Source organism: Amylibacter sp. IMCC11727 (assembly GCF_029854195.1).
In the GTDB taxonomy this organism is placed as follows: Bacteria; Pseudomonadota; Alphaproteobacteria; order Rhodobacterales; family Rhodobacteraceae; genus Amylibacter.
Window position 1 is genome coordinate 945,213 of the sequence record NZ_CP122960.1, and the last position, 20,175, is coordinate 965,387.

Below are 20,175 nucleotides of genomic sequence, written 5' to 3' on the forward strand. Positions count from 1 at the left end.
ATTTGAGAGGACGCATCCATGACAATACTTACGCAAGATCAAAAAGATCAATTCTGGCGTGACGGTGTGTTGGTTGTTGAAGATGCGGTGACGGCGGAACAACTGGCGGCTTTGCGCGATGTGTTTGCGGGTTGGGTTGAAGAAAGCCGAAATCATACGGAAGACTATGGGGAAACCATGGATGGGCGTCCGCGGTTTGATCTGCAGCCAGGGCACAGCGCCGAGGTTCCAGGGTTGCGGCGCGTTCAATCGCCCGAGGAAGTGTCTGATGTGTATGCGGATGTGATGCGCACTGCACGAACAGTCGATATGTGTGCAGAGCTGATTGGCCCAAACCTGCGGTTTCATCATGGTAAGGTGAATTCCAAGCTGCCGGGTACGGCAACAGAGGTTAAGTTTCACCAAGACTTTCCGTTTCAGCCGATGACGAATGACGACATCATTACCTGTTTGTTGTTTGTAGATGATGTGACGCTGGAAAATGGTCCTTTGGAGGTGGTACCTGGCACGCACACAGGGCCGATTTATTCTCATTGGCATGGTGGGCGGTTTACGGGGGCCGTTGCGGATGCGGTGAAAGATGAACACGTCGGAAATGCGGTGATGTGTACAGGTAAGGCGGGGTCGGTTTGTCTGATGCACGCGCGATTGTTGCATGGGTCTGCGCCAAATCAGTCGGGTGCGCCGCGCACACTTTATATTTCTACATATTATGCGGAGGACGCGATTGAGTTGAGCCCGAACCATTTGCCAAGCACGCTGACCCACGAGGTTGTGCGCGGAGAAGCATCAGGGCGGGTGCGATGCACTCCGTATGAGATGGCGTTGCCAGAAGTTCCGAAAGACACGAGTTTCTTTGCGCAGCAGGAGCAGGGTTAGCCTGTGTGGGTATTTGGCAAAAGCGCGTATTTTGCGTTGCGGATTTCATAATCCTCTAGCGGGTAATTCACAAAGACTGCGGCATAATAATCTTGTGCCCATTGACCCAATTCTGGGCTGAAACCTTGCATTGTTTGAATGGTCGGGGCCATCCAGTTCCAGCGGGAATAGCCTGTGTCTTTTAAGCCGTTTGGCGTGAACGCTGGTGTTTCTGGTTGGGTTCTGTGGGCCAATTCGGCATTCTGGGCGTGTGCGACGGCCATGCCGTGCAGATACCAACGGGCGGCTTCGTGGAGGTTGAGGTTCGCGAAGCGTTGCTGCTCGCTGCCCCGTTCGGTGATGACGATGTCATAACCCGTAGTAGTGGGTTCCACGTGCGGGCTGCCATCGTCTGAGCGAATGGTAGCCACTGTCACGGCAGGGCCGTTGTCAGCTTTCTGCCAGAGTGTATCGATTGTGCTTTGTAATTGGCGAATGGGATCGTTTGCACCTGTCATGAAGTGTTGCCAAGCGCGCTGAGGATTGGGCAGTCCGCCCGTTCATCGCCTGCGCAACTGTCGGCCAAATGGGACAGTTCATCGCGCAGGGTTTGTAGTTCGCGCAATTTTTCGTCGATTTCTGCCAAGTGATCGAGCGCGATGGATTTCACATCCGCAGAAGAGCGCGATTGATCGGTATAAAGCGCAAGCAAAGTGCGGCAAGTTTCAATGGAAAAGCCAAAAGCGCGCGCGCGGCGCACAAAGATAAGCCGACGCAAGGCACGGTCATCATAAAGACGATAGCCTTTGTCGGAGCGTTCTTCGGGCGTGACAAGGCCGATATCCGCGTAGTAGCGGATGGTTTTTGTGGGCATATCTGTGCGTTTTGCCGCAGCGCCTATGGTATACATGGCTTGACCTTCTAGTTGCTGGAACCTTTATACAGGGTTGGCAGAGACTCAGCAAAGGACCATTTCAATGGTTGCTATTGATACAATTCGCACAACAAATTGGACCGATTGGCCGAAATGGGGCACGGCATCTTATAACACGATGTGGTGTTTGATCGGGTGTTCCATTGGGGATATCGGCACGATTGCGTTTTTTCAGTTCACAGGCATTCCGTGGCCAACGCTGGCGATCATGTCGCTGGCGATTTTAAATGGGATTTTGACGTCTATCGCGCTCGAAACAATCATAATGGCGCGGCAAATGGAATTGCGCGCGGCGTTTCGCACAGCCATTGGCATGTCGTTGATTTCTATGGTGTCGATGGAAGCTGCGATGAACCTGACGGATTACCTGCTGACAGGGGGCGCTAAGCTGACGTGGTGGGTGATGCCGATCATGTTATTGGCAGGGTTTATAACGCCGTTGCCGTATAATTACTGGCGGCTAAAAGCACTGGGCAAAGCCTGTTGCGGGTAAGATGATACCTTAGCCAGTGTTGTGGCTCAGGCCATTAGCTCTTTAGAGAGCCGTGATTGGGATTAAGGTGACATCGGTTGGATCGAGGTCCTGTGCGCCTGTCACCTCTGCCACTGCAACACCGTCAAGCAGAACAGTTGCCCCTGTTCCATCGGCAAAGTTTTCGACCGTGACGGTTGGTGTGATGTCTTCACCTGTGGCAGGGTCGGTGGCTGGTGTGTATTCGATTTGGAGCAGATCCTCGGCCCCATCGAAATCGGTGATGGTAGAGGTTCCTTCGCCAAGCACAGCTTCGTCTATCGTAAAGGCATCGGCCCCTTCGCCGCCAGTGGCTGTGTCGCCAACGCCGAGCAAGAAGGCATCATCCCCAAGACCACCGTAAAGATCATCAGCGCCGTCGATTTCATCGTCGAGGTTCAAGGATGTGTCGCCTGTTGCGCCATTCAGAATATCGTCCCCTTCGCCGCCAAACAGCGAGTCATTGCCGCTAGAGCCCCAGAGAATATCGTCGCCGTCTTCTCCGTTCAGAATGTCATCGTCTTCACCCCCATCAAGGGTATCAGTGCCTTCGCCGCCAAACAGGGTGTCATTTTCTGTTCCCCCTGTCAGCATGTCGTCGCCAGTGCCACCCACAAGGATGTCATCGTTTTCGCCGCCAAACAGTTCGTCGTTTCCAGCGCCCCCGTCGAGTGAATCGTTACCTGCTTTGCCAAGGGCACGATCATCGCCACCATTCATTTCGGCGGTGTCATCCCCGTTACCTGCTTGCAGATTGTCGTCTTGTTCCGTGCCAACAATGCTGTCATCGCCATCGCCTGCCAAAAAGCTGGCGCCATCGAGGTCTGTGCTGGTCAGAAAATCATCGCCATCCCCGCCTGTAACGTTTTCAACGTTGCCATCCCCCGTGGCAGAACCAGAGCTGGTGGTTGTTTCGTCGTCTTCATCATCATCCAGATAAAAGGTCAGCCCGAAGATACCCGCAAAAAGCAGGGCATTTGCAACATGGGCAAGCGTATATGTCAGCATTATTCAACCACTCGTTAAGACGCACAACTTGCGACAAATTTATACTTATAGAGTGAAAATTAACGAAAGATGACGGCGTGAGTGGGGCAGCCGTAAGAAGAGTTTGTGCCGATTGCGCCTGAATTCGGCCTTATCTGATTGGGTTCAGCGTTGCTTTTGTGGCTTTGCAGTCACGGATCGCATCGCGTCCGCAGCGGCGGAATTCGAACTCTTTGGTGAGGCAGATGCGGGCTTCTTGGATGTGGTTTTGTTTGCAAGTGATGGTGATTTGATCGGCTTGCAAGGTTGGATTTGCTTCCAAAAACGCGGCTTCGATCACACTGGCGGGCAGGGCGATGGTTTTGTCGAGTTTGCGCAGGATTTCAGGGCGGTTGATCGCGCCATAGGCTGCGCGGGATTGGGTGTAATACTCTGTGGCTGATAGGCCTGAACAGGTGCCGTGTTTTTTCCACTGATGCCAAGCCAATCCACCAGATCCCATGATATCGGCCATTGCGGCAGTCATGGCACGGCTGGGCGCACGTTCATTTGCGCGACAAAACGAAGGCCAACCTGACTCAAATTGCGGCCAAAGACCATGCAAAATCCAGCCGTGATCGTGACGGGGGTGGCATTGATCTGCCTTGCGGCTGTCCCCTTCTAACGCGCACCAATTTGGGGACCAAGACAATGCCATGACGTAGTAATCAAATTGACCCGGATTTTCACCGTCCGCATGGGCCATCGAGCCGAGCAAAAGGGCGCTTAGAAAAATACGTATCATGGGTCTTTTCCTTTAAGGGTTCCTTGTCTATATAGGCTGAGAATTCCCCACCTGAAACGGCAATTCGCGAAGGCCACGGCCCGAGCAACCGATTTCTCGGCGCGGGAGAGGTTTATTTGGAGGAAAGACGCATGGCGCTCCCTATTATGGCTAAGGCCACCGCAGTTTGGCTCGTGGACAACACCACATTGAGCTTTAAGCAAATCGCAGATTTCTGTGGGTTGCACGAGTTGGAAGTGAACGGCATCGCAGATGGCGAAGTGGGCCAAGGCATCAAAGGATTTGATCCAATTGCCAACAACCAGCTGACCCAAGAAGAGATCAATCTGGCACAGGAAAGCCCACGCCATAAGTTGAAGCTGAAGCATAACCCAGCTGCTGATGGCGAGCAGAAACGCCGTGGTCCGCGGTATACGCCGCTGTCTAAACGCCAAGATCGCCCTGCGTCTATTCTGTGGCTGGTGAAATTTCATCCAGAGCTGTCAGATGGGCAGATTTCCAAACTGGTGGGCACAACCAAGCCAACCATTCAAGCGATGCGTGATCGCACCCATTGGAACATTGCAAACATTCAGCCGATTGACCCTGTTGCGCTCGGTCTGTGTAAACAGCTGGAGCTGGACGCGGCAGTTGCCAAAGCGGCGGCAAAAGCAGCCAAAGAAGGCAATGCAATTTCTGATGAAGAACGCCTGAAATTGGTCTCCACAGAGCAATCATTGCAGATGGAAACAGAGCCGAAAATCCCGTCTAACATGGCTGGGCTTGAAAGCTTTACTTTGGCGGACTCTGCTGAAGAAGACAGCGACGCAGATTCAGATGCTGTTGTTGATGCGGACAGCCTGTTTAACCTGCCCAAAGGCGGCGGTGACGACGAAGAATAAGTCTGAACACATTCAGACAGATAGAACCCAGCCTTCGGGCTGGGTTTTTTTGTCGCTTTTGTCATAGATTGTCGTGTTCGCGCACCCTAGCATGATGGAAACACCACAGATTTTGTGGCTTTCAATCAAGATCGGATAAGATATGGCATCGGCAGAACGCAGTGCGGCAGTTGGCATTTTCTGTGCATTGTCTGCGACGGTTTTCTTTTCGCTGAACGATTTGTCTATCAAGTTTTTGTCTGGGGATTATCCGCTGCATCAGATCGTGTTTGTGCGTGCGGCGGTGGCGCTGTTTATTACGCTTGCCATCATCATGCCGTTTGATGGGGGCTGGGCCGCGTTGAAAACTCGCCGCCCGAAAATCCACGTTTTGCGCGGGGTGTGTGTGGTGGTTGCGAACTCTGCGTTTTTTGCGGGAATTGCGGCGATGCCGCTGGCCGATGCGTCGGCGATTTTCTTTGTGGCACCGCTGTTTATCACGGGCCTGTCCGTGATTGTGTTAGGAGAATATGTAGGGTTTCGGCGTTGGATCGCCGTTGTTGTTGGGCTGATCGGTGTGGTAATTGTGGTGCGTCCCACGGGGGCAGGGTTTACACTGGTGGCATTACTGCCTGCCTTGGCAGCGCTTGCCTATGCGGGTTTGCAGACGATGACACGCTATACTGGAATGAGCGAGCGGGCCTCCACCATGTCGTTCTATATCCAACTGACATTTATGGTGGTGACTGGGGTTTTGGCGCTGACCCTTGGGGATGGGCGGTACGCGGGATCCGAAAACGAAGCGATTGAGTTTTTCCTGCGTCCGTGGCTGATGCCGCCTTTGCGCGATGGGTTGATTATGCTGGCCCTTGGTGGGGTCAGTGCCTGTGCTGGGTATTTGATCAGCCAAGCCTATCGCGGGACGGATGCGGGATTGGTCGCCCCTTTTGAATATACCGCGCTGCTGTTGGCGGTGTTTTGGGGTATTGTGATCTGGGGGGAATGGCCCGCGTTTACCACATGGATCGGGATCGTATTGATCGCAGGTTCAGGAATATATGTGGCCTTGCGAGAAGCCCATCTGGGCGGGAAACCGTCGGCCAAACGCGTGGCTGGCCGACGGTAAATCTATTGCTTACTTCGCTGAGATGACGGTCATCACAAGATTGCCGTCCACCTTGATTGGGCCGTCTTCTTTGGCACCGAGTGTGTATTCGAAAATACCTGTTTTCATGCCGCCGTCTTCGGCGTGAATCATGAGCATCAGTTTGTCACCGCTGGCCACTGGCTCAGTCAGGATCGCCGTCACATCGGCGTTTTCACCTGCTTTGATCGGTGCATGGCCAACAACGGGGCCAGGTTTTCCGCTGTCATCTGTGCGGTGTACAACCAACCAGCCGTTCGCGGCAGCGGTAATTTTTTCAGCAGTTACAGTGCCCCCAGAAACATCCTGATCCCCCGCTGTGACACCTTGGTTTGCGTGTGCTGCGGCAAAGGTAACGCCTGCCATCAGTGATGCGCCAAATGCGAGAGAAATAATATTACGTTTCATGGAATCTCCTCCTGTTAAGTAGCTTCAAACGTTCGAAGCTATGTTAAATGTACGGAGGGGGATTAACGTTGGATTACTATTTTTTGAAAATCGTTGAAATTAAAGTATTGAAATTTAACAAATTAAATTGTTTGGCGCGTTACCTATGGTTAGTGCGCCGCTGCTTCGAGTGGGTCGATAAGGGATCGCCCACCATCCACAGTGACAATCTGGCCTGTGATAAACGCTGAGGCATCTGTGGCAAGGAACTGGGCGGTTTCGGCCACTTCGCGGGCTTCTGCGATGCGGCCCAGCGGGGTCGCGGCGAGGGTGGCCTTGCGCACTTCTAGGTCGTCTTTCAAACGGGCCTGAAGAGAGGCTGACATCACAGAGCCAATGGCAATAGCGTTCACGCGGATGCGTTGATCGGCAAAGGCCACGGCCAAAGAACGGGTCATTTGATTGAGCGCCGCACAGGCCACGGAATAGGCGAGCATTTCGGCATGTGTGCGATCTGCGGCGATGGAAGACAGGTTTACCACCGCGCCGATGCTACCCTCTGAAGGGGTTTCTTTTTCCTGCGAAATCATCCGCTTTGCCACCGCTTGGGTCACGCGCAGATTTGCGAGAACGTTTTGTTGGAACAATTCTTCGAAGTGATCGTCGCGCGCATCCAAAGGATTGGATGGCAACACCTGACGGCTGGCGTTGATCAGAATATCAATGCTGTCGAACGCGTCGATGGTGGCGGACAGCAGGTTTGCTACGGTCAGTTTTTTGCGCAGGTCGCCCGCGAAAAACCGAACATTTTCACCGTCGCCGTCGATGGCTTCTGCTTCGGTCTGCAGCTTTTCCTCGTCCATATCCACGAGCATAACATTTGCGCCGCGATCCGAGAAATGCCGCGCCACTTCGAGCCCAACACCATTGGCCGCACCTGTGATAATGGCGGTCTTACCTTCGAGCGAAAAAGACATGTGGCGGCCTTTGCTGATTCTGCTGACTGACTATACCAGTCTGGTACGCAGAAGGGTTAAAGTTTCGGTTTGCGTGCGTGGATGACTTTGTATCGGCTGGATTGGGACATAACCTCCCAGCGCGCAAAGCTGGCATCAAGGGTTGCCTCATACGCCAGTTGGCGGTTTGCCACCAAATACATCTGACCTGTGGGTTTCAAAAGGGTCGCTGCTGCCGTGATAAAGGCACGGCCAAGGGATGGATCGGCTTTGCGCCCTGTGTGAAACGGCGGGTTGGTTATGACGGCGTCATAGATGTTCTTGCTGGTGGGGCGTGTGGCATCGGCCCAGTGGAATGACGCGCGATCATCAGCGATGTTCAAACGGGCGCAATCAAGCGCCGCTTGTTCCGCCTCGATCAGATCAATGGCGGTGATGTCTGGGCAAGTTTGCAAGGCATGCGCAGACAGCCAGCCCCAGCCTGCGCCCAAATCTGCAACGCGGCCTTTGAGTTTGCCTGCGAACGCGGGGGCCAATTCAGCGGAGCCTGGATCAATGGCATCGGCAGAAAACACGCCTGCTGATGTGAAGAAACCATCTGCGTTTTGGGCAGGGGTGGTTGCGCCCATCCAATCTGCAAACGGGTTTTCACCAGCTTGTTTGTAGAGCCAGAAAACCTTGCCATGGGCTTTAGAAACTTGGCCTGCGACGGTGCTGCGCTTTTTGGATTCCTTCAAAAGGCTTTCAATGCCATCGGTTTTCGACCCGTCCACCAGCAAAACCCCGTCAGGGTCCAGCATGTCGTAGGCCTGTGCCATCAAGGCGCGGGTTTCTTCCTTGGCCCGTGTGATGTGCAAAACGGCCATAGCAGCGGTATCTGGCAAAGAGGGGGCCGTGGTATAGCCCGCATTGGAAAGAGCTTGATGCGCTGGGAAGAGCCCTTGGACACAAATGATGCGGTCTTTGGGCAAGTCAGGATAGGAGCCAAAAGCGCGGATAATCGCGATTTGGCCAGAGGGCGGCAAGTCTAGCGTGCCGGCATCAAAGGGCAGCATCAGGCGGAGATGATCTGTCATGGCAGGGGCGCGGGAGCGCCTATTCCTTTTCCATCGTGCATTGCAGCGGATGTTCGTTTTGACGAGCGGCTTCCATCACTTGCATGACTTTGGTTTCCGCGATTTCGTGGCTGAACACACCCACAACGGCCAAACCCTTTTTGTGAACGGTCAGCATCAATTCAATCGCACCTGCATGGCCAATGCCGAAATACCGTTCCAACACATGCACGACAAATTCCATCGGTGTGTAGTCATCGTTTAACAACATTACCTTATACATCGGAGGACGTTGGGTTTTTTCTTTTGGCTTGGTCGCCAAAGCGGTATCGCCGTCTGGACCAGCGTCGAAATCGTCGTCTTGGGCGCAAATGATCAGCGGTGTGTGCATTGTCGTTGATTGGCTTTGTTTATTCTGAGGCCTTTATATAGCGTTTCTGACGAAAGAAAAAAGGGGCGGATTCTGGCCCATTGCGGCACAGAAAGGGTATTTGACATGCTCATTTTTCGCCCATTTTAACCCGATGAACCACAATACCTTGTGGGTGAACGGGTTAATTCACCCCCATGTGGTGTAGTGTTGCGCAGGTGACACCGTGCTAGCCTTTGAAAATAAAAGGTTTTTGTGGATTTCCATGCTGTGATAGCTTGAGCTCAATCAAAACACCGAAAACGGTGACGAGGCAGTTTTTAATTACGGACGTCGGAGAACCGATGCGAATCGCAGCAGTAGTACGGGCCTTGTGTGCCTTGAGTTTCCTTTTAAGCGTGACCTTTGCGGGGTCTGCCAGTGTGGCAGCACCTTATGCCGCCGTTGTAATCGACGCGCGAACAGGCGAGGTTTTGCATTCCCGCAACGCAGATGCGCGACTGCATCCTGCATCTTTGACCAAGATGATGACCCTGTATGTGGTGTTTGACGCCATTGAACGGGGGGAAATCAGCTTGGACAAAAAGGTTAAGATTTCCCGTTTCGCCGCCAATGAACCGCCGAGCAAGCTGGGCCTGAGGCCGGGGCAAAAGATTGCGCTGCGCTATTTGATCCGTGCAGCGGCGGTGAAATCAGCCAATGATGCGGCCACAGCTTTGGGCGAAGCGATTTCAGGCTCCGAAGCAGAATTTGCCAAGCGCATGACACGCACGGCGCGCGCGCTTGGGATGAAGAACACAACGTTCAAGAACGCCCACGGGTTAACCCAATCAGGCCATTTGTCCACCGCACGGGATATGACCCTGCTGGGGCGGCGTCTGTTTTATGATTTCCCAGATTATTACAATCTGTTCTCGCGGAAATCGACACACGCAGGTGTCCGCGATGTGGCCAACACAAACCGTAAACTGCTAAGCGCCTATCGTGGTGCGGATGGTATCAAAACGGGGTATACCAATGCGGCTGGATTTAATCTTGTGGCCTCTGCAGAGCGGGGACCAAAACGGGTGATTGCAACCGTGTTTGGTGGCAAGACGTCCGCATGGCGCAATGCCCGTGTGGCAGAGCTGTTGGATATGGGGTTTGAACGATCTGAAACCCGCGTTGCGGTACGCAAGCCCGCACCTGTGAATTTGGGCGGCGGCGGTCGTAAGACAATCAAGGTGGCAGCCGCAGGTGCTGTGGCCAAAAGCCCGCGACCAAAGGTGCGCAAGGGCCTGACAACAGGAACATTGGTGGCGCAAAGCGATCTGAAAGCCATCCAGGCGGCTGTTCTGGCGGCCAACGAAGAAGCGGCGAAACAACCGCAATCCATCGCGGCAGTGGCTGCACAAGAACAACCTTTGCGCGTTGTCACCCGCGTATCCACAGCGGGAAATCGTCATTGGGCGGTGCAAGTGGGTGCCTTCCAAAACCGTCATCTTGCGGAAAAAGCTTTGTTGCAAACAGCCTTGCGCGAGTTGCAATCCTTAGAAGGATCAGAGCGTCGTATCGATTATGCGATGGTGAACGGATACAAGAAATTCCGCGCACGGTTCGTTGGGTTAAACCAAGCAGATGCGAACATGGCCTGTGCGCGGTTGCGAGCGCGAAATCAACCCTGTTTCCCGGTGGGGCCAGGGTCGTAACATCCTGAGAAACGGCATTAAAAAACCCCGCTCGGCGTGATGCTCGGCGGGGTTTTTTATAAGGGCGTTAGTTTTTGCCTTCGTCGTCGTCAAACACCTTGGTGGTTTGCACGCCCGGCAGTTTTGCGAAATCTTTCATCAGCTTGGCCGGGAAGTATGTGCGGCGGAGGCTTTCAAAGCCTTCGAGCTGCAGCAGCAAACCTGAAATATTCAGCGTGCATTGTGCATCAAGGGACGGACCTGCGGCCAAAGCAAGTTGCAGCGCTTTTTCAGCGACTTCTTCGGACACGTAGATTTTTTGGTTTACTACGTGGTGGGTCGTCCGCGCATGCCAATTGTCGTAGTTTTCTTCCAGTTTTGGGAACATGCCAAAGACAACATCGTTGCGTTCTGGGCCCAAGGGATGGGACCAGCGGCCCGCGGGATCATACATAACCGTCTGGCTGGCATTGATCGTCAAGGCGGCGTGGCCGCCAGAGCCCGAACGGTTGTTGATCATCGTTTTTAAGACAAGGTACGCAGGTTCTGGGCTGTCGTAGCGGGCTTTTTGAACGGCTTCGTCAGGAGCCCAAACGGATTGACCGCCACAGGCCGACAGTGTTGCCGCCATGACGACAAGAATAAGTGCGCGTAAAAATGTCATGTTTCCCCACCAAAGGCGCCCCAAGCGCCCAACATTTAAGAGTTAAAAATTGCTAGAAAAACAAGAATTGCAATGGATGCGACGCTGACGCGGATCGACCATTTGATGAAACCGTCAAATGCAGCTTCTTGTGCAGATGTATCCATTTTACCGTGTTCGTAATTGGCCATTGTAAGTGCCCTTTCTTTTCCCGTGTTGGCAGCGGTTTTGCAGGAAATTGATCTATATTGCAATTGCCAGTTTGCCGCGCTTTTCGGGGGTGTTTAGGTCGTTGGGGTGTTGTCCAATTCTGCTGCCAGTTTGAAACCGATACGGTTAGGAGCTTGGGCTTGATCTACCTTTGGGGAAGATACGAGCATCACATTTAACTGGCTAACGTGTTGAACAAGCTGTGTTTTAGCGCCGTTCGGGTCTTCGCCGTAAAAGGTGATCAGATCAGGTGCAAAGTAGCCCATACCTTGGATGCGCAGGGTTCCAACGTCCCCCCCTGTGAAGCCCATACCCACCTCTTCGTCGCCATTCAGGGTTTCTTCGAATTTTTGAATGTACATGACAATGCGTTCATAGGCCCATTCGGCAGGGGATTTTTGTGCCACTTGGCGACCATCTGCGTTTGGAGTCACAACTTGATTCTCGCGCACAATGGATCCGTTTGGCCCCATGCGCACCGCATAGCGTTCGGGGAGCGTGGCTTCTTCGGCGGCTTCGGCCGTGGTTTTGATTGCATCATTCATGGTGTGGTCCCTTACGCTTGTTCATAGACCCAAGCGCCTGCGTCATTGCGGGTGCGTGTGATCTTTCCCTGTTGGTAAAGATGGTTCACATGGGCAATAGATTCAACCAGTGCGAGGCCATATTCAGCGGGACCTATCGTTCTTTTGAACAGGGGGGGAAAACACTCGGCCGCAGTGGATGGCGTTTTAAGGTGATCGTAAAGCCGTTCCAACGCGTGGTGGTGGTTTTCGATCAGTTGACGCATTCGGGCGGGCAGGCCCGTGAAGGGCAGTTTGTGGCCAGGTAAAACGAAGTGATCGCCATGGGCCAAGGTTTGCAAGTGTTCGCAAGCCTCTAGCCAGCCTTGAACGGGGTCCGCGTCAGGTTCAGTGGCATAAACTCCGATGTTTGAAGAAATTCCCGGAATAATCTGATCCCCTGCAATGACGATATCGTCGGATTGGGACCAGAGGGTCGCATGTTCAGGCGCGTGGCCATTGCCGATGTGAACGTCAAAAATTCGCGTGCCAATGGTGATCGTGTCACCCTGTTGGATACGTTTGAACCCAAGCGGCATGGGATGCACAATATCAGCGTAATTAAACGGTTTTTGCGTGCGGCGTTCTTCGATGATGGCGGGGTCCATGCCTGCGGATTGGTAAAATGCAATGGTTTCAGGGGGCGAAGTTTGCTGATTGTCGAGCAATAACATGCGCGCAAACAGCCAGGCGGTGCGTGTTGTCACCAGCTCGGCGCCGTGTTCGCGTTGGAACCAACCCGCCATGCCAACGTGATCGGGGTGATGATGGGTGACGAGAACGCGGGTAACAGGTTTTCCACCAAGCGGCCCTGACAAGATTTTTTCCCATGTCGCAACCATACGTTTGGAATAAAACCCCGTATCGACAATGCACCAGCCGTCCCCATCGGCAAGCGCGTATACGTTCACATGATCAAGTTTCATCGGGAGCGGCAATCGCAGCCACAAAATACCATCGGCGATTTCAATGGCTTCGCCCTCTGCTGGGGTAGTTTTATGGGGGAATTTGATTGTGCTCACGGGATTGTCTTTGCTTATGAGCCCCGTTCGGGTAAACGAGCGCGGCATGTTTCGTTGACGTCACGGTAGACGGGCATGAAATAGACGACAACTGGGACCACGCGTCAAATGACCAAAGACACCAAGATGTTTCAAGCGAACGATGTGCAGGCTGCTGCGGATGTATTGCGCAGTGGCGGCGTTTTGGCGTTTGCAACGGAAACGGTTTACGGGCTTGGAGCGGATGCACGAAATGGGGATGCGGTTGCGGCTGTTTATGCAGCCAAGGGGCGACCTGCGTTTAATCCGCTGATCATCCATGTGGCTGATTTGGCTATGGCCGAACGATTTGGCGTGTTTTCGGACACCGCACGCCTGTTGGCTGAAGCGTTTTGGCCAGGTCCGCTGAGCCTTGTAGTGCCGTTGCGCAAAGATGCGGGGTTGTCGTCTTTGGTTACGGCAGGATTAGACAGCGTGGCGATCCGTGTGCCCGCCCATTCCGGGGCGCAGGCAGTGTTGGCTGCGTTTGATGGGCCCGTGGCGGCGCCATCCGCCAACCCCTCGGGCGGGATCAGCCCCACAAAATCGGCCCATGTTCGCGCAGGGCTTAACGGGCGAATAGATGGTGTTTTGGAAGGCGGCGATTGCGCGGTTGGGTTGGAATCGACCATTTTGCTGGTTGATGCCGACGTTGCCTTACTTCGGGCAGGGGGCGTGGCCGTAGAAGACATTGAAGCAGTGCTGCGCGGTGCAATTGCACGGCCAGAAGATCCAGAAACGCCCCAATCACCAGGGCAATTAGCTTCCCATTACGCGCCCAATGCGGCGGTGCGGATCAATGCAAGTGAAAAGCGAGCAGGCGAAATTTATATCGGGTTTGGGGCCGTTGACGATGCGGACTTATCCCTGTCTGAAATGGGCAGTGTGAATGAAGCGGCGGCCAATCTGTTTTCGGTTTTACATGCCGCGGATGCGATGGCAAAGGACGGGCAAACTATTGCCATCGCCCCTGTTCCAATGATGGGATTGGGATTGGCGATCAATGATCGGCTAACGCGGGCGGCAGCGGATCGCGGCGAGATTTGATCGGCGCTTAAAGACTTAGAGCCGTTCCTTAACAAAAGGTAAATCATGACGCGTTTTAAATGCCGCGTCATAGACAACGCGTGTTACACGACGCGTGCTGTAAGACGCGTCGTGGTTAACCTGTTGTTAAATTAGTGGTGGGTGCGGAAAAGTGATTTAAATTGGGGTAGGAAAGTGCCGCGCGTTACCGCGAGAAAATCAGAGGGAACCAATCTTCGCGCAGCTTTTGCCCCGCCACCATGTCGTGCCCAGGAAACGGCGGTGAAGTAGGCCCAGGCCGTTCAATATACCGCGCATCGTCCCCAACCAGTCGCAATGAAAACGCACGACGGCGGTTTTCAGATACATTGGCGCGCGCGCCATGCAAAACGCCATAGTTGAACGCGACTGCATCGCCAGGATCCATCGCCCATTCGGTGATATCCATACCTTCTGCGTCTGGATCTGGCACAGGCATATAGGCATCAGAATCAGGGTAGAAATTGTCTTCGTTCAGCCACCGGGTTGGGAGCACCTGTTTTTCCCATTTATGGCTGCCTGCCACACAGCGCAAAGACGCATCAGTCACAGGATCAAGCGGGGACCAAAAGCTGACAGTTTGTTGCCCTTCAACGAAATAGTAAGGCGCATCTTGGTGCCACGGGGTGGGTTTGGATGTCCCTGGTTCTTTCACGAGCACGTGGTCGTGGAACACTTGTACGCTGTTGGATTGCATTAAATCTGCGGCCACTTCGGCGGCAGGGGAATTGCGGATCACCTGTTCAAACTCGGTGATGCGGGTCCAGTTGCAATAATCATCGAAAAACCGCCCTGTGTCGCCGTCTTTGAGGTTTTCAGCGGCATAAGGACCGGGTTCTGACATGTTTACGTCAACACCTTTGCGCAGGGTGTCTACATGATCGGCGAACAGGCCTTTGATCAGCACAACGCCGTCGCGTTGATAGGTGTCGATGTGGTCTTGAGTAATGAGATGATGCATGGGAGCCTCCGTTTTGTAACGAATGCCGCAGATTTCTGTCAGGTTCAAACGGTTTTTCACCGCAACCGCTGTTCCGTTTCTGCATCAAAAAAGTAGGCCTGCGCGGGATCAAACGCCATGGAAACCTTTGTTCCAGCTTGCAGCGCCTCTGCCCCGCGTACCTCTACCACGATACGTTCGCCTGTTTTTGTCTTGGCGTAAGTGTATGACACACCGCCGAGTTTTTCTGTCAAAGACACCGTAAGCGGGCCGTCTTCATCCTCTTTCAACGCGATCACATTGGGGCGCAAGCCGACGAGGACCGCACCCGCGTCTGGCGTGACGGATGTTTCGATGTCTTGCCCCGTTGCATCAATGGTTGCACCCTTGTTCGTTGCAGTGCCGTTCAAGAAATTCATGGACGGAGAGCCGATAAAGCCCGCAACGAATTTATTGTCGGGGTCTTCGAACAGGTGCATGGGAGCGCCCACCTGTTCAATATGACCTGCGCGCAGCACAACGATTTTGTCGGCCAGCGTCATGGCTTCTACTTGATCGTGGGTCACATAAATCATTGTTGCATCAAGTTCATCGTGTAGCCGCGCGATTTCGACCCGCATATCAACGCGCAGTTCTGCGTCGAGGTTCGAAAGCGGTTCGTCAAACAAGAACACCTCTGGACCACGCACAATGGCGCGGCCAATGGCAACGCGTTGGCGTTGGCCCCCTGATAAGGCCGCAGGTTTGCGAGAGAGGTAATCACCGAGTTGCAAAATCTCTGATGCTTTGCCTACTTTTTGATCAATTTCTGCCTTCGACACGCCGTTCATTTTCAACCCGAACCCCATGTTTTCTTCGACCGTCATATGGGGGTAGAGCGCATAAGTTTGGAACACCATGGCCACGCCGCGCTCTGCAGGGTCTGTGTGGGTCACATCCCGCGCACCGATGTTGATCTGGCCTGAGGTTGTTTCCTCTAAGCCCGCCACCATGCGCAAGAGCGTTGATTTCCCGCAACCTGACGGCCCTACAAAGACGCAGAATTCACCATCCTCAATGGTCAGGTCTACACCGTGGATCACTTGGGTTTGGCCGTATTTTTTTACAACGTTTTTAAGTGTTACACCTGTCATGGAATAGGTCCTTGGTCAGTTTTGCGATGGAAACTGCCACGTGGAGGCAGCATTCGCGATTTGGGTGGCAGTGTCGAGCAACGCAGGGCGAAACGCCTCAAGTGCTTGCAGGCTGTGGCGGTTGGTCGATGTGGCAATGGATAGCGCCCCGATCACCGTATCTGGGTCCGTGAGGATCGGGGCGGCAATGCTGATGATGCCTGTTTCGTGTTCTTCGCGGTCAAAGGCAAAACCGTTTTTGCGGATTTCAATCAGGTCCGCCGCCAGTTCATCAATGCTGTCATGGGTGGCGGGTGTATACTTCAAAAACGCCTGTTGTTGCAGTGCGCGGTCGCGTGCGGGTTCTGGCATAAAGGCAAGGATCGCCTTGCCAACGCCCGTGCAGTAACTTGGGGCAACTTTGCCAGCCTGTGCCAGCGTGTCAAAATTATCTGTGCCTTTGCGTTTGTCTACAAACAGGACATGGCCGTGATCGAGTTGTGCGAGGTGGACCGCTTCGCCCGTTTCTTGGGCCAGTGCATCCAGAAAGGGCCGCGCCACGGGGGCTAAGGATGATTGCCGCCATGCCGCGTGCGCTAGGCGTACAAGGCGCAAACCTGGGGCATAGGTTTGGGTGCTTGCCTCATAGGACAGCATTCCCTGATTCGTTAGGGTCTGCAAAAACCGGTACAGCGAAGCCTTGGGGAAATCGGATAGGGATTGCAGTTCTTTAAAGCGAACAGGACGGCCAAGGCTCGCCACTAAGTCGAGCACTTCCAATGCCTTACCGACCGTGCCATCGTTTGGAACCGGCTTATTCATCGCGTTTAAATCCCTCCCGATTTGTTGCGATTTCCCCATGAAACTGTTGACAAGGCTAGGCTCGCGTTCCACAGTTTTCAATAGTTAAAACCGAGTTTCATTATTTGGAACCGAAAAATATCTGGGAGGATACACATGATCCGTCACACGAAAACACTGCTCGCGGGTGTGGCCGCAGCCGCCTTTATGGTGACTGGCGCGTTGGCTGGCGATTTGCGCATTAACTTTGACGATTTGAACCCTGGCCCGAAAAAGGGCTTTGAAGACATGGTAGAGATGTTCAAGGCGGAAAACCCTGACATCAATGTCATCGTCAACATCAATGACCGAGAAGCGCACAAAACTGCGATCCGTAACTTTCTGACGGCGGATGCACCTGACATCACATCTTGGTATCCGGGCAACCGTATGGCGCCATTCGTGGATGCTGGCCTGTTTGAACCAGTGGATGATGTTTGGGCCGAAAACGGGTTCAACGAAGATTTGGCGGCGATTAAGCCAACGATGTCTCGTGACGGGAAAATCTGGGGCGTTCCGTATTCGTACTACCAGTGGGGTATCTATTACCGCAAAGACATCTTTGATCTGTTGAAGATTGAGGAGCCGACCACATGGGCAGAGCTGATGGCCTCTTGTAAAGTGATGAACGACAATGGCGTGAAGCCTTTCACCATCGGGACCAAATTCCTTTGGACGGCTGCTGGCGTGTTTGACTACATCAATCTGCGCACCAACGGCTATGACGTACACAACGATCTGACCGCGGGTAAGATCAAATACACCGATCCCCGCATTAAACAGACATTCATCAACTGGAAGCAGATGATTGACGAGTGTGGCTTTGTGGACAACCACGCGTCCATGTCTTGGCAGGATGCGCTGGCACCATTCGCAAACGGCGATGCGGCCATGTATGTGATGGGGAACTTTGCGGTTAGCGGAATGAAAGACGCCGGTCTGACAAATGATCAGATCGACTACTTCCAGTTCCCTGAAATCACAGAGGGTCTGCCACGCGCAGAAGAAGCCCCTGCGGATGCGTTCTTCATCCCAACAAACGCGAAAAACAAGGAAGATGCGAAAAAGTTCCTCGCCTTTGTGGGACGTGCGGATGTGCAAACCAAGCTGAACGAGACCATTGGCCAGCTGCCCGTGAACTCCAAAGCGAAAGTGGGCGATGACAAGTTCATTCAAGAGGGCTTTGCCACTGTGTCTACAGCGGCAGGTCTGGCACAGTTCTATGACCGTGACGCCCCTGCGGCGATGGCCAAGGCTGGCATGGAAGGGTTCCAGAAGTTCATGCTGGACCCATCCACATTGGACGAAGTTCTGGCCGAGTTGGATCGCGTTCAAGAAGAAGTCTACAAATAAGACACATGCGGCGGGCCTGATCTGGCCCGCCGTTTCCTTTTTGGGGGGCAAAACCTATGCCAGCGTCTGAGTTTCAAGCCACGCAGCAAACCAGTTGGATGTCGCGCAACAAGCTCGCCATCACGCCTTGGGTTTTCCTGATCCCCGCTTTGATTTTCTTCGCCATTTACGTGGTGATCCCGATTTTTCAATCCATCACGCTGTCGTTTTATGAATGGAACGGGCTTTATGATGCAGATGGCAATTCCACGGCTACTTGGGTCGGGCTTGAGAATTACAAGAAGCTTTGGACCGATCCAAAGTTCTGGGTCTCGCTCAAAAACAATGTGTTGTGGTTGTTCCTGTTTATGCTCGCCGTACCTTTGGGCCTGTTTATCGCGCTGTTTTTGAACCAGACGGTGCCGGGGATGCGGTTTTACAAATCCATGTTTTTCTTCCCGTTTGTGATTTCACAAGTGGTGGTTGGTTTGATTTTCGGCTGGTTCTACAACCCTGATTTTGGGGTGGTGGGCAGCCTGTGGAAGCTGGCGTTTTGTGAGGAGACAACCAATATCTTGGGCAATGTGACGTTCAAATGTTCACGCACGCCGCCTGATATTCTGTCGTCTTCTGAGTACGCGACCTATGGCATTATCGCTGCGGGGCTTTGGCCGCAGATTGCCTATTGCATGATCCTGTATCTGACAGGGCTGAACAACGTGGCCGCTGATCAGATCGAGGCGGGGCGTTTGGACGGAGCCAAAGGGTGGAAAATGCTGTGGTATGTGGTGCTGCCACAACTGCGCCCTGCCACGTTTATCGCTGTGGTAGTGACGGTGATTGGTGCGCTGCGGTCGTTCGATATGATCGCGATTATGACGCAAGGGGGGCCCTATGGCTCCACCAATGTACTGTCCTATTACATGTTTGAAACGGCGATTTCGGAATATGGGGAGCGGTATGGTTATGGCTCTTCCATTGCGACGGTGCTGTTCATTATCATGTTGTTCTTCATCAGCTATTTCCTGTGGCGCATGTACCAAGATGAGAAAGGCGGCCGCTGATGTTTCCAAGACCGATTGAACATTCGACCCCTGCGAAACGCACGTCCTATCAGGCGTTTCTGCCATTTGCCCTGATCTTGTGGCTGTTGCCGCTGTTGGCGATTTTCATGACTTCGATCCGTTCGGGTAAGGATATCAATTCGGGCAATGTGTTTGGCATCCCGACCGAATGGCGGTTGTGGGAAAACTACACCGCCGTGTTCACGCAATCAGAAGCGGCGACCTATATGCTGAACTCGGTGCTGATTACGGTGCCGACCGTGGCAATTTCTGTGACGCTTGCATGTTTGGCAGGCTATGCGCTGGCGATTTACAAATTCCGTGTCGCACTGCCGCTGTTTTTCCTGTTTGTGGCAGGCAATTTCATTCCGTTTCAAATCCTGATGGTGCCTGTGCGCGACATGTCTGTGCAAACGGGGTTGTATGACACAATCGCTGGGCAATTCCTGTTCCACGCGGCGTTTCAGACAGGGTTTTGTACGCTGTTTATGCGCAATTTTATCAAGGCGTTGCCGTTTGATCTGATTGAATCCGCGCGGATTGAGGGCGTGAAAGAATGGCAGATATTCTGGTTCGTGGTGCTGCCGCTTGTGCGCCCTGCGATTGCCGCCCTGGCAGTGCTGATTTTCACCTTTGTGTGGAACGATTTCTTTTGGGCCAACGTGCTGACCCAAGGGGAAGACGCCAAGCCGATTACCGCTGGTATTCGCGCATTAAATGGGCAATTTGTGAACAACTGGCATTTGGTATCGGCGGCATCATTGCTGGCTGCGATGCCGCCAGTGGCCATGTTTTTTCTGATGCAGAAACACTTTATCGCGGGCCTGACCATGGGCGCGGTGAAGTAAGTAAG

The 20,175-nt window shown here is 53.4% G+C and carries 24 protein-coding genes; 9 read left to right on the plus strand and 15 right to left on the minus strand.

Annotated elements, in window-relative coordinates; genetic code table 11:
- Nucleotides 1-18 precede the first annotated feature (18 nt).
- Nucleotides 19-879, plus strand: coding sequence for a phytanoyl-CoA dioxygenase family protein (locus tag QBD29_RS04850; RefSeq protein WP_280100189.1), 861 nt, complete (start codon nucleotides 19-21; stop codon nucleotides 877-879).
- Here QBD29_RS04850 and QBD29_RS04855 read toward each other — a convergent pair.
- The gene (locus tag QBD29_RS04855; protein ID WP_280100190.1) at nucleotides 876-1,376 is read right to left on the minus strand and encodes a hypothetical protein; all 501 of its coding nucleotides are present in this window, start codon (nucleotides 1,374-1,376) and stop codon (nucleotides 876-878) included. The two genes, QBD29_RS04850 and QBD29_RS04855, sit on opposite strands and share 4 nt — an antisense overlap.
- Nucleotides 1,373-1,768, minus strand: a complete 396-nt coding sequence (gene cueR / locus QBD29_RS04860) for a Cu(I)-responsive transcriptional regulator (RefSeq protein WP_280100191.1) — start codon at nucleotides 1,766-1,768, stop codon at nucleotides 1,373-1,375. Before cueR ends, QBD29_RS04855 begins: the two co-directional genes overlap by 4 nt.
- Nucleotides 1,769-1,835: 67 nt before the next feature.
- On the opposite strand from cueR, the gene QBD29_RS04865 reads away from it, so the two are divergent.
- On the plus strand, nucleotides 1,836-2,285 hold the full coding sequence (locus QBD29_RS04865; protein ID WP_280100192.1) for a DUF4396 domain-containing protein: 450 nt from the start codon (nucleotides 1,836-1,838) through the stop codon (nucleotides 2,283-2,285).
- 42 nt (nucleotides 2,286-2,327) lie between these two features.
- Here the strand turns inward: QBD29_RS04865 and QBD29_RS04870 are convergent, their stop codons facing one another.
- Together QBD29_RS04870 and QBD29_RS04875 are read right to left on the minus strand one after the other, a co-directional pair.
- Entirely contained in the window at nucleotides 2,328-3,311 is a 984-nt protein-coding gene (locus QBD29_RS04870) for a calcium-binding protein (protein WP_280100193.1), read from the minus strand.
- Between the two features lie 130 nt (nucleotides 3,312-3,441).
- A complete protein-coding gene (locus QBD29_RS04875) occupies nucleotides 3,442-4,074 on the minus strand; it encodes a ribonuclease T2 (protein WP_280100194.1) in 633 nt (210 codons plus the stop codon).
- Between the two features lie 131 nt (nucleotides 4,075-4,205).
- Between QBD29_RS04875 and QBD29_RS04880 the strand changes: the two genes are divergently transcribed.
- Nucleotides 4,206-4,955: a cell cycle transcriptional regulator TrcR gene (locus QBD29_RS04880; RefSeq protein ID WP_280100195.1), complete on the plus strand. Its 750-nt coding sequence runs from the start codon at nucleotides 4,206-4,208 to the stop codon at nucleotides 4,953-4,955.
- A 142-nt stretch (nucleotides 4,956-5,097) separates the two neighbouring features.
- Nucleotides 5,098-6,060 (plus strand): DMT family transporter, encoded by a 963-nt coding sequence (locus QBD29_RS04885; protein ID WP_280100196.1) that lies wholly within the window; start codon nucleotides 5,098-5,100, stop codon nucleotides 6,058-6,060.
- Nucleotides 6,061-6,069: 9 nt separating this feature from the next.
- Here QBD29_RS04885 and QBD29_RS04890 read toward each other — a convergent pair whose 3' ends face one another.
- The 4 genes from QBD29_RS04890 to clpS form a co-directional block, all read right to left on the minus strand.
- Entirely contained in the window at nucleotides 6,070-6,444 is a 375-nt protein-coding gene (locus tag QBD29_RS04890; RefSeq protein ID WP_280100922.1) for a hypothetical protein, read from the minus strand.
- 191 nt (nucleotides 6,445-6,635) lie between these two features.
- Nucleotides 6,636-7,442: an SDR family oxidoreductase gene (locus tag QBD29_RS04895; RefSeq protein WP_280100197.1), complete on the minus strand. Its 807-nt coding sequence runs from the start codon at nucleotides 7,440-7,442 to the stop codon at nucleotides 6,636-6,638.
- 56 nt (nucleotides 7,443-7,498) lie between these two features.
- Complete coding sequence (locus QBD29_RS04900; RefSeq protein WP_280100198.1) at nucleotides 7,499-8,497, minus strand: methyltransferase; 999 nt, start codon at nucleotides 8,495-8,497, stop codon at nucleotides 7,499-7,501.
- Between the two features lie 19 nt (nucleotides 8,498-8,516).
- A complete protein-coding gene (clpS, locus tag QBD29_RS04905; protein WP_280100199.1) occupies nucleotides 8,517-8,867 on the minus strand; it encodes an ATP-dependent Clp protease adapter ClpS in 351 nt (116 codons plus the stop codon).
- Nucleotides 8,868-9,190: 323 nt separating this feature from the next.
- On the opposite strand from clpS, the gene QBD29_RS04910 reads away from it, so the two are divergent.
- Nucleotides 9,191-10,534: a D-alanyl-D-alanine carboxypeptidase family protein gene (locus QBD29_RS04910; protein WP_280100200.1), complete on the plus strand. Its 1,344-nt coding sequence runs from the start codon at nucleotides 9,191-9,193 to the stop codon at nucleotides 10,532-10,534.
- Between the two features lie 67 nt (nucleotides 10,535-10,601).
- On the opposite strand, the gene QBD29_RS04915 is transcribed toward QBD29_RS04910, so the two are convergent.
- From QBD29_RS04915 to QBD29_RS04930, 4 genes are all read right to left on the minus strand, one after another.
- Entirely contained in the window at nucleotides 10,602-11,177 is a 576-nt protein-coding gene (locus tag QBD29_RS04915; protein ID WP_280100201.1) for a hypothetical protein, read from the minus strand.
- Between the two features lie 35 nt (nucleotides 11,178-11,212).
- Entirely contained in the window at nucleotides 11,213-11,347 is a 135-nt protein-coding gene (locus tag QBD29_RS04920; RefSeq protein WP_280100202.1) for an aa3-type cytochrome c oxidase subunit IV, read from the minus strand.
- Nucleotides 11,348-11,440: 93 nt separating this feature from the next.
- The gene (locus tag QBD29_RS04925) at nucleotides 11,441-11,911 is read right to left on the minus strand and encodes a DUF6173 family protein (RefSeq protein WP_280100203.1); all 471 of its coding nucleotides are present in this window, start codon (nucleotides 11,909-11,911) and stop codon (nucleotides 11,441-11,443) included.
- An 11-nt stretch (nucleotides 11,912-11,922) separates the two neighbouring features.
- Nucleotides 11,923-12,942: an MBL fold metallo-hydrolase gene (locus tag QBD29_RS04930; RefSeq protein ID WP_280100923.1), complete on the minus strand. Its 1,020-nt coding sequence runs from the start codon at nucleotides 12,940-12,942 to the stop codon at nucleotides 11,923-11,925.
- A gap of 135 nt (nucleotides 12,943-13,077) precedes the next feature.
- Here QBD29_RS04930 and QBD29_RS04935 point away from each other — a divergent pair, with 135 nt between their 5' ends.
- Nucleotides 13,078-14,016, plus strand: coding sequence for an L-threonylcarbamoyladenylate synthase (locus QBD29_RS04935; RefSeq protein WP_280100204.1), 939 nt, complete (start codon nucleotides 13,078-13,080; stop codon nucleotides 14,014-14,016).
- 184 nt (nucleotides 14,017-14,200) lie between these two features.
- Here QBD29_RS04935 and QBD29_RS04940 read toward each other — a convergent pair whose 3' ends face one another.
- Genes QBD29_RS04940 through QBD29_RS04950 form a run of 3 tightly spaced genes read right to left on the minus strand, consistent with a single transcriptional unit; the run spans nucleotide 14,201 to nucleotide 16,908 of the window.
- On the minus strand, nucleotides 14,201-14,995 hold the full coding sequence (locus QBD29_RS04940; protein WP_280100205.1) for a phytanoyl-CoA dioxygenase family protein: 795 nt from the start codon (nucleotides 14,993-14,995) through the stop codon (nucleotides 14,201-14,203).
- A 56-nt stretch (nucleotides 14,996-15,051) separates the two neighbouring features.
- Nucleotides 15,052-16,107: a sn-glycerol-3-phosphate ABC transporter ATP-binding protein UgpC gene (ugpC, locus tag QBD29_RS04945; protein WP_280100206.1), complete on the minus strand. Its 1,056-nt coding sequence runs from the start codon at nucleotides 16,105-16,107 to the stop codon at nucleotides 15,052-15,054.
- A gap of 15 nt (nucleotides 16,108-16,122) precedes the next feature.
- On the minus strand, nucleotides 16,123-16,908 hold the full coding sequence (locus QBD29_RS04950; protein ID WP_280100207.1) for an IclR family transcriptional regulator: 786 nt from the start codon (nucleotides 16,906-16,908) through the stop codon (nucleotides 16,123-16,125).
- 135 nt (nucleotides 16,909-17,043) lie between these two features.
- Here QBD29_RS04950 and QBD29_RS04955 point away from each other — a divergent pair, with 135 nt between their 5' ends.
- Genes QBD29_RS04955 through QBD29_RS04965 form a run of 3 tightly spaced genes read left to right on the plus strand, consistent with a single transcriptional unit; the run spans nucleotide 17,044 to nucleotide 20,170 of the window.
- Nucleotides 17,044-18,279 carry an extracellular solute-binding protein gene (locus QBD29_RS04955; protein WP_280100208.1) on the plus strand — a complete coding sequence of 412 codons (1,236 nt, stop codon included), beginning with the start codon at nucleotides 17,044-17,046 and terminating at the stop codon, nucleotides 18,277-18,279.
- Nucleotides 18,280-18,335: 56 nt separating this feature from the next.
- Nucleotides 18,336-19,322 (plus strand): sugar ABC transporter permease, encoded by a 987-nt coding sequence (locus QBD29_RS04960; protein ID WP_280100209.1) that lies wholly within the window; start codon nucleotides 18,336-18,338, stop codon nucleotides 19,320-19,322.
- Nucleotides 19,322-20,170: a carbohydrate ABC transporter permease gene (locus tag QBD29_RS04965; protein ID WP_280100210.1), complete on the plus strand. Its 849-nt coding sequence runs from the start codon at nucleotides 19,322-19,324 to the stop codon at nucleotides 20,168-20,170. Before QBD29_RS04960 ends, QBD29_RS04965 begins: the two co-directional genes overlap by 1 nt.
- Nucleotides 20,171-20,175 lie beyond the last annotated feature (5 nt).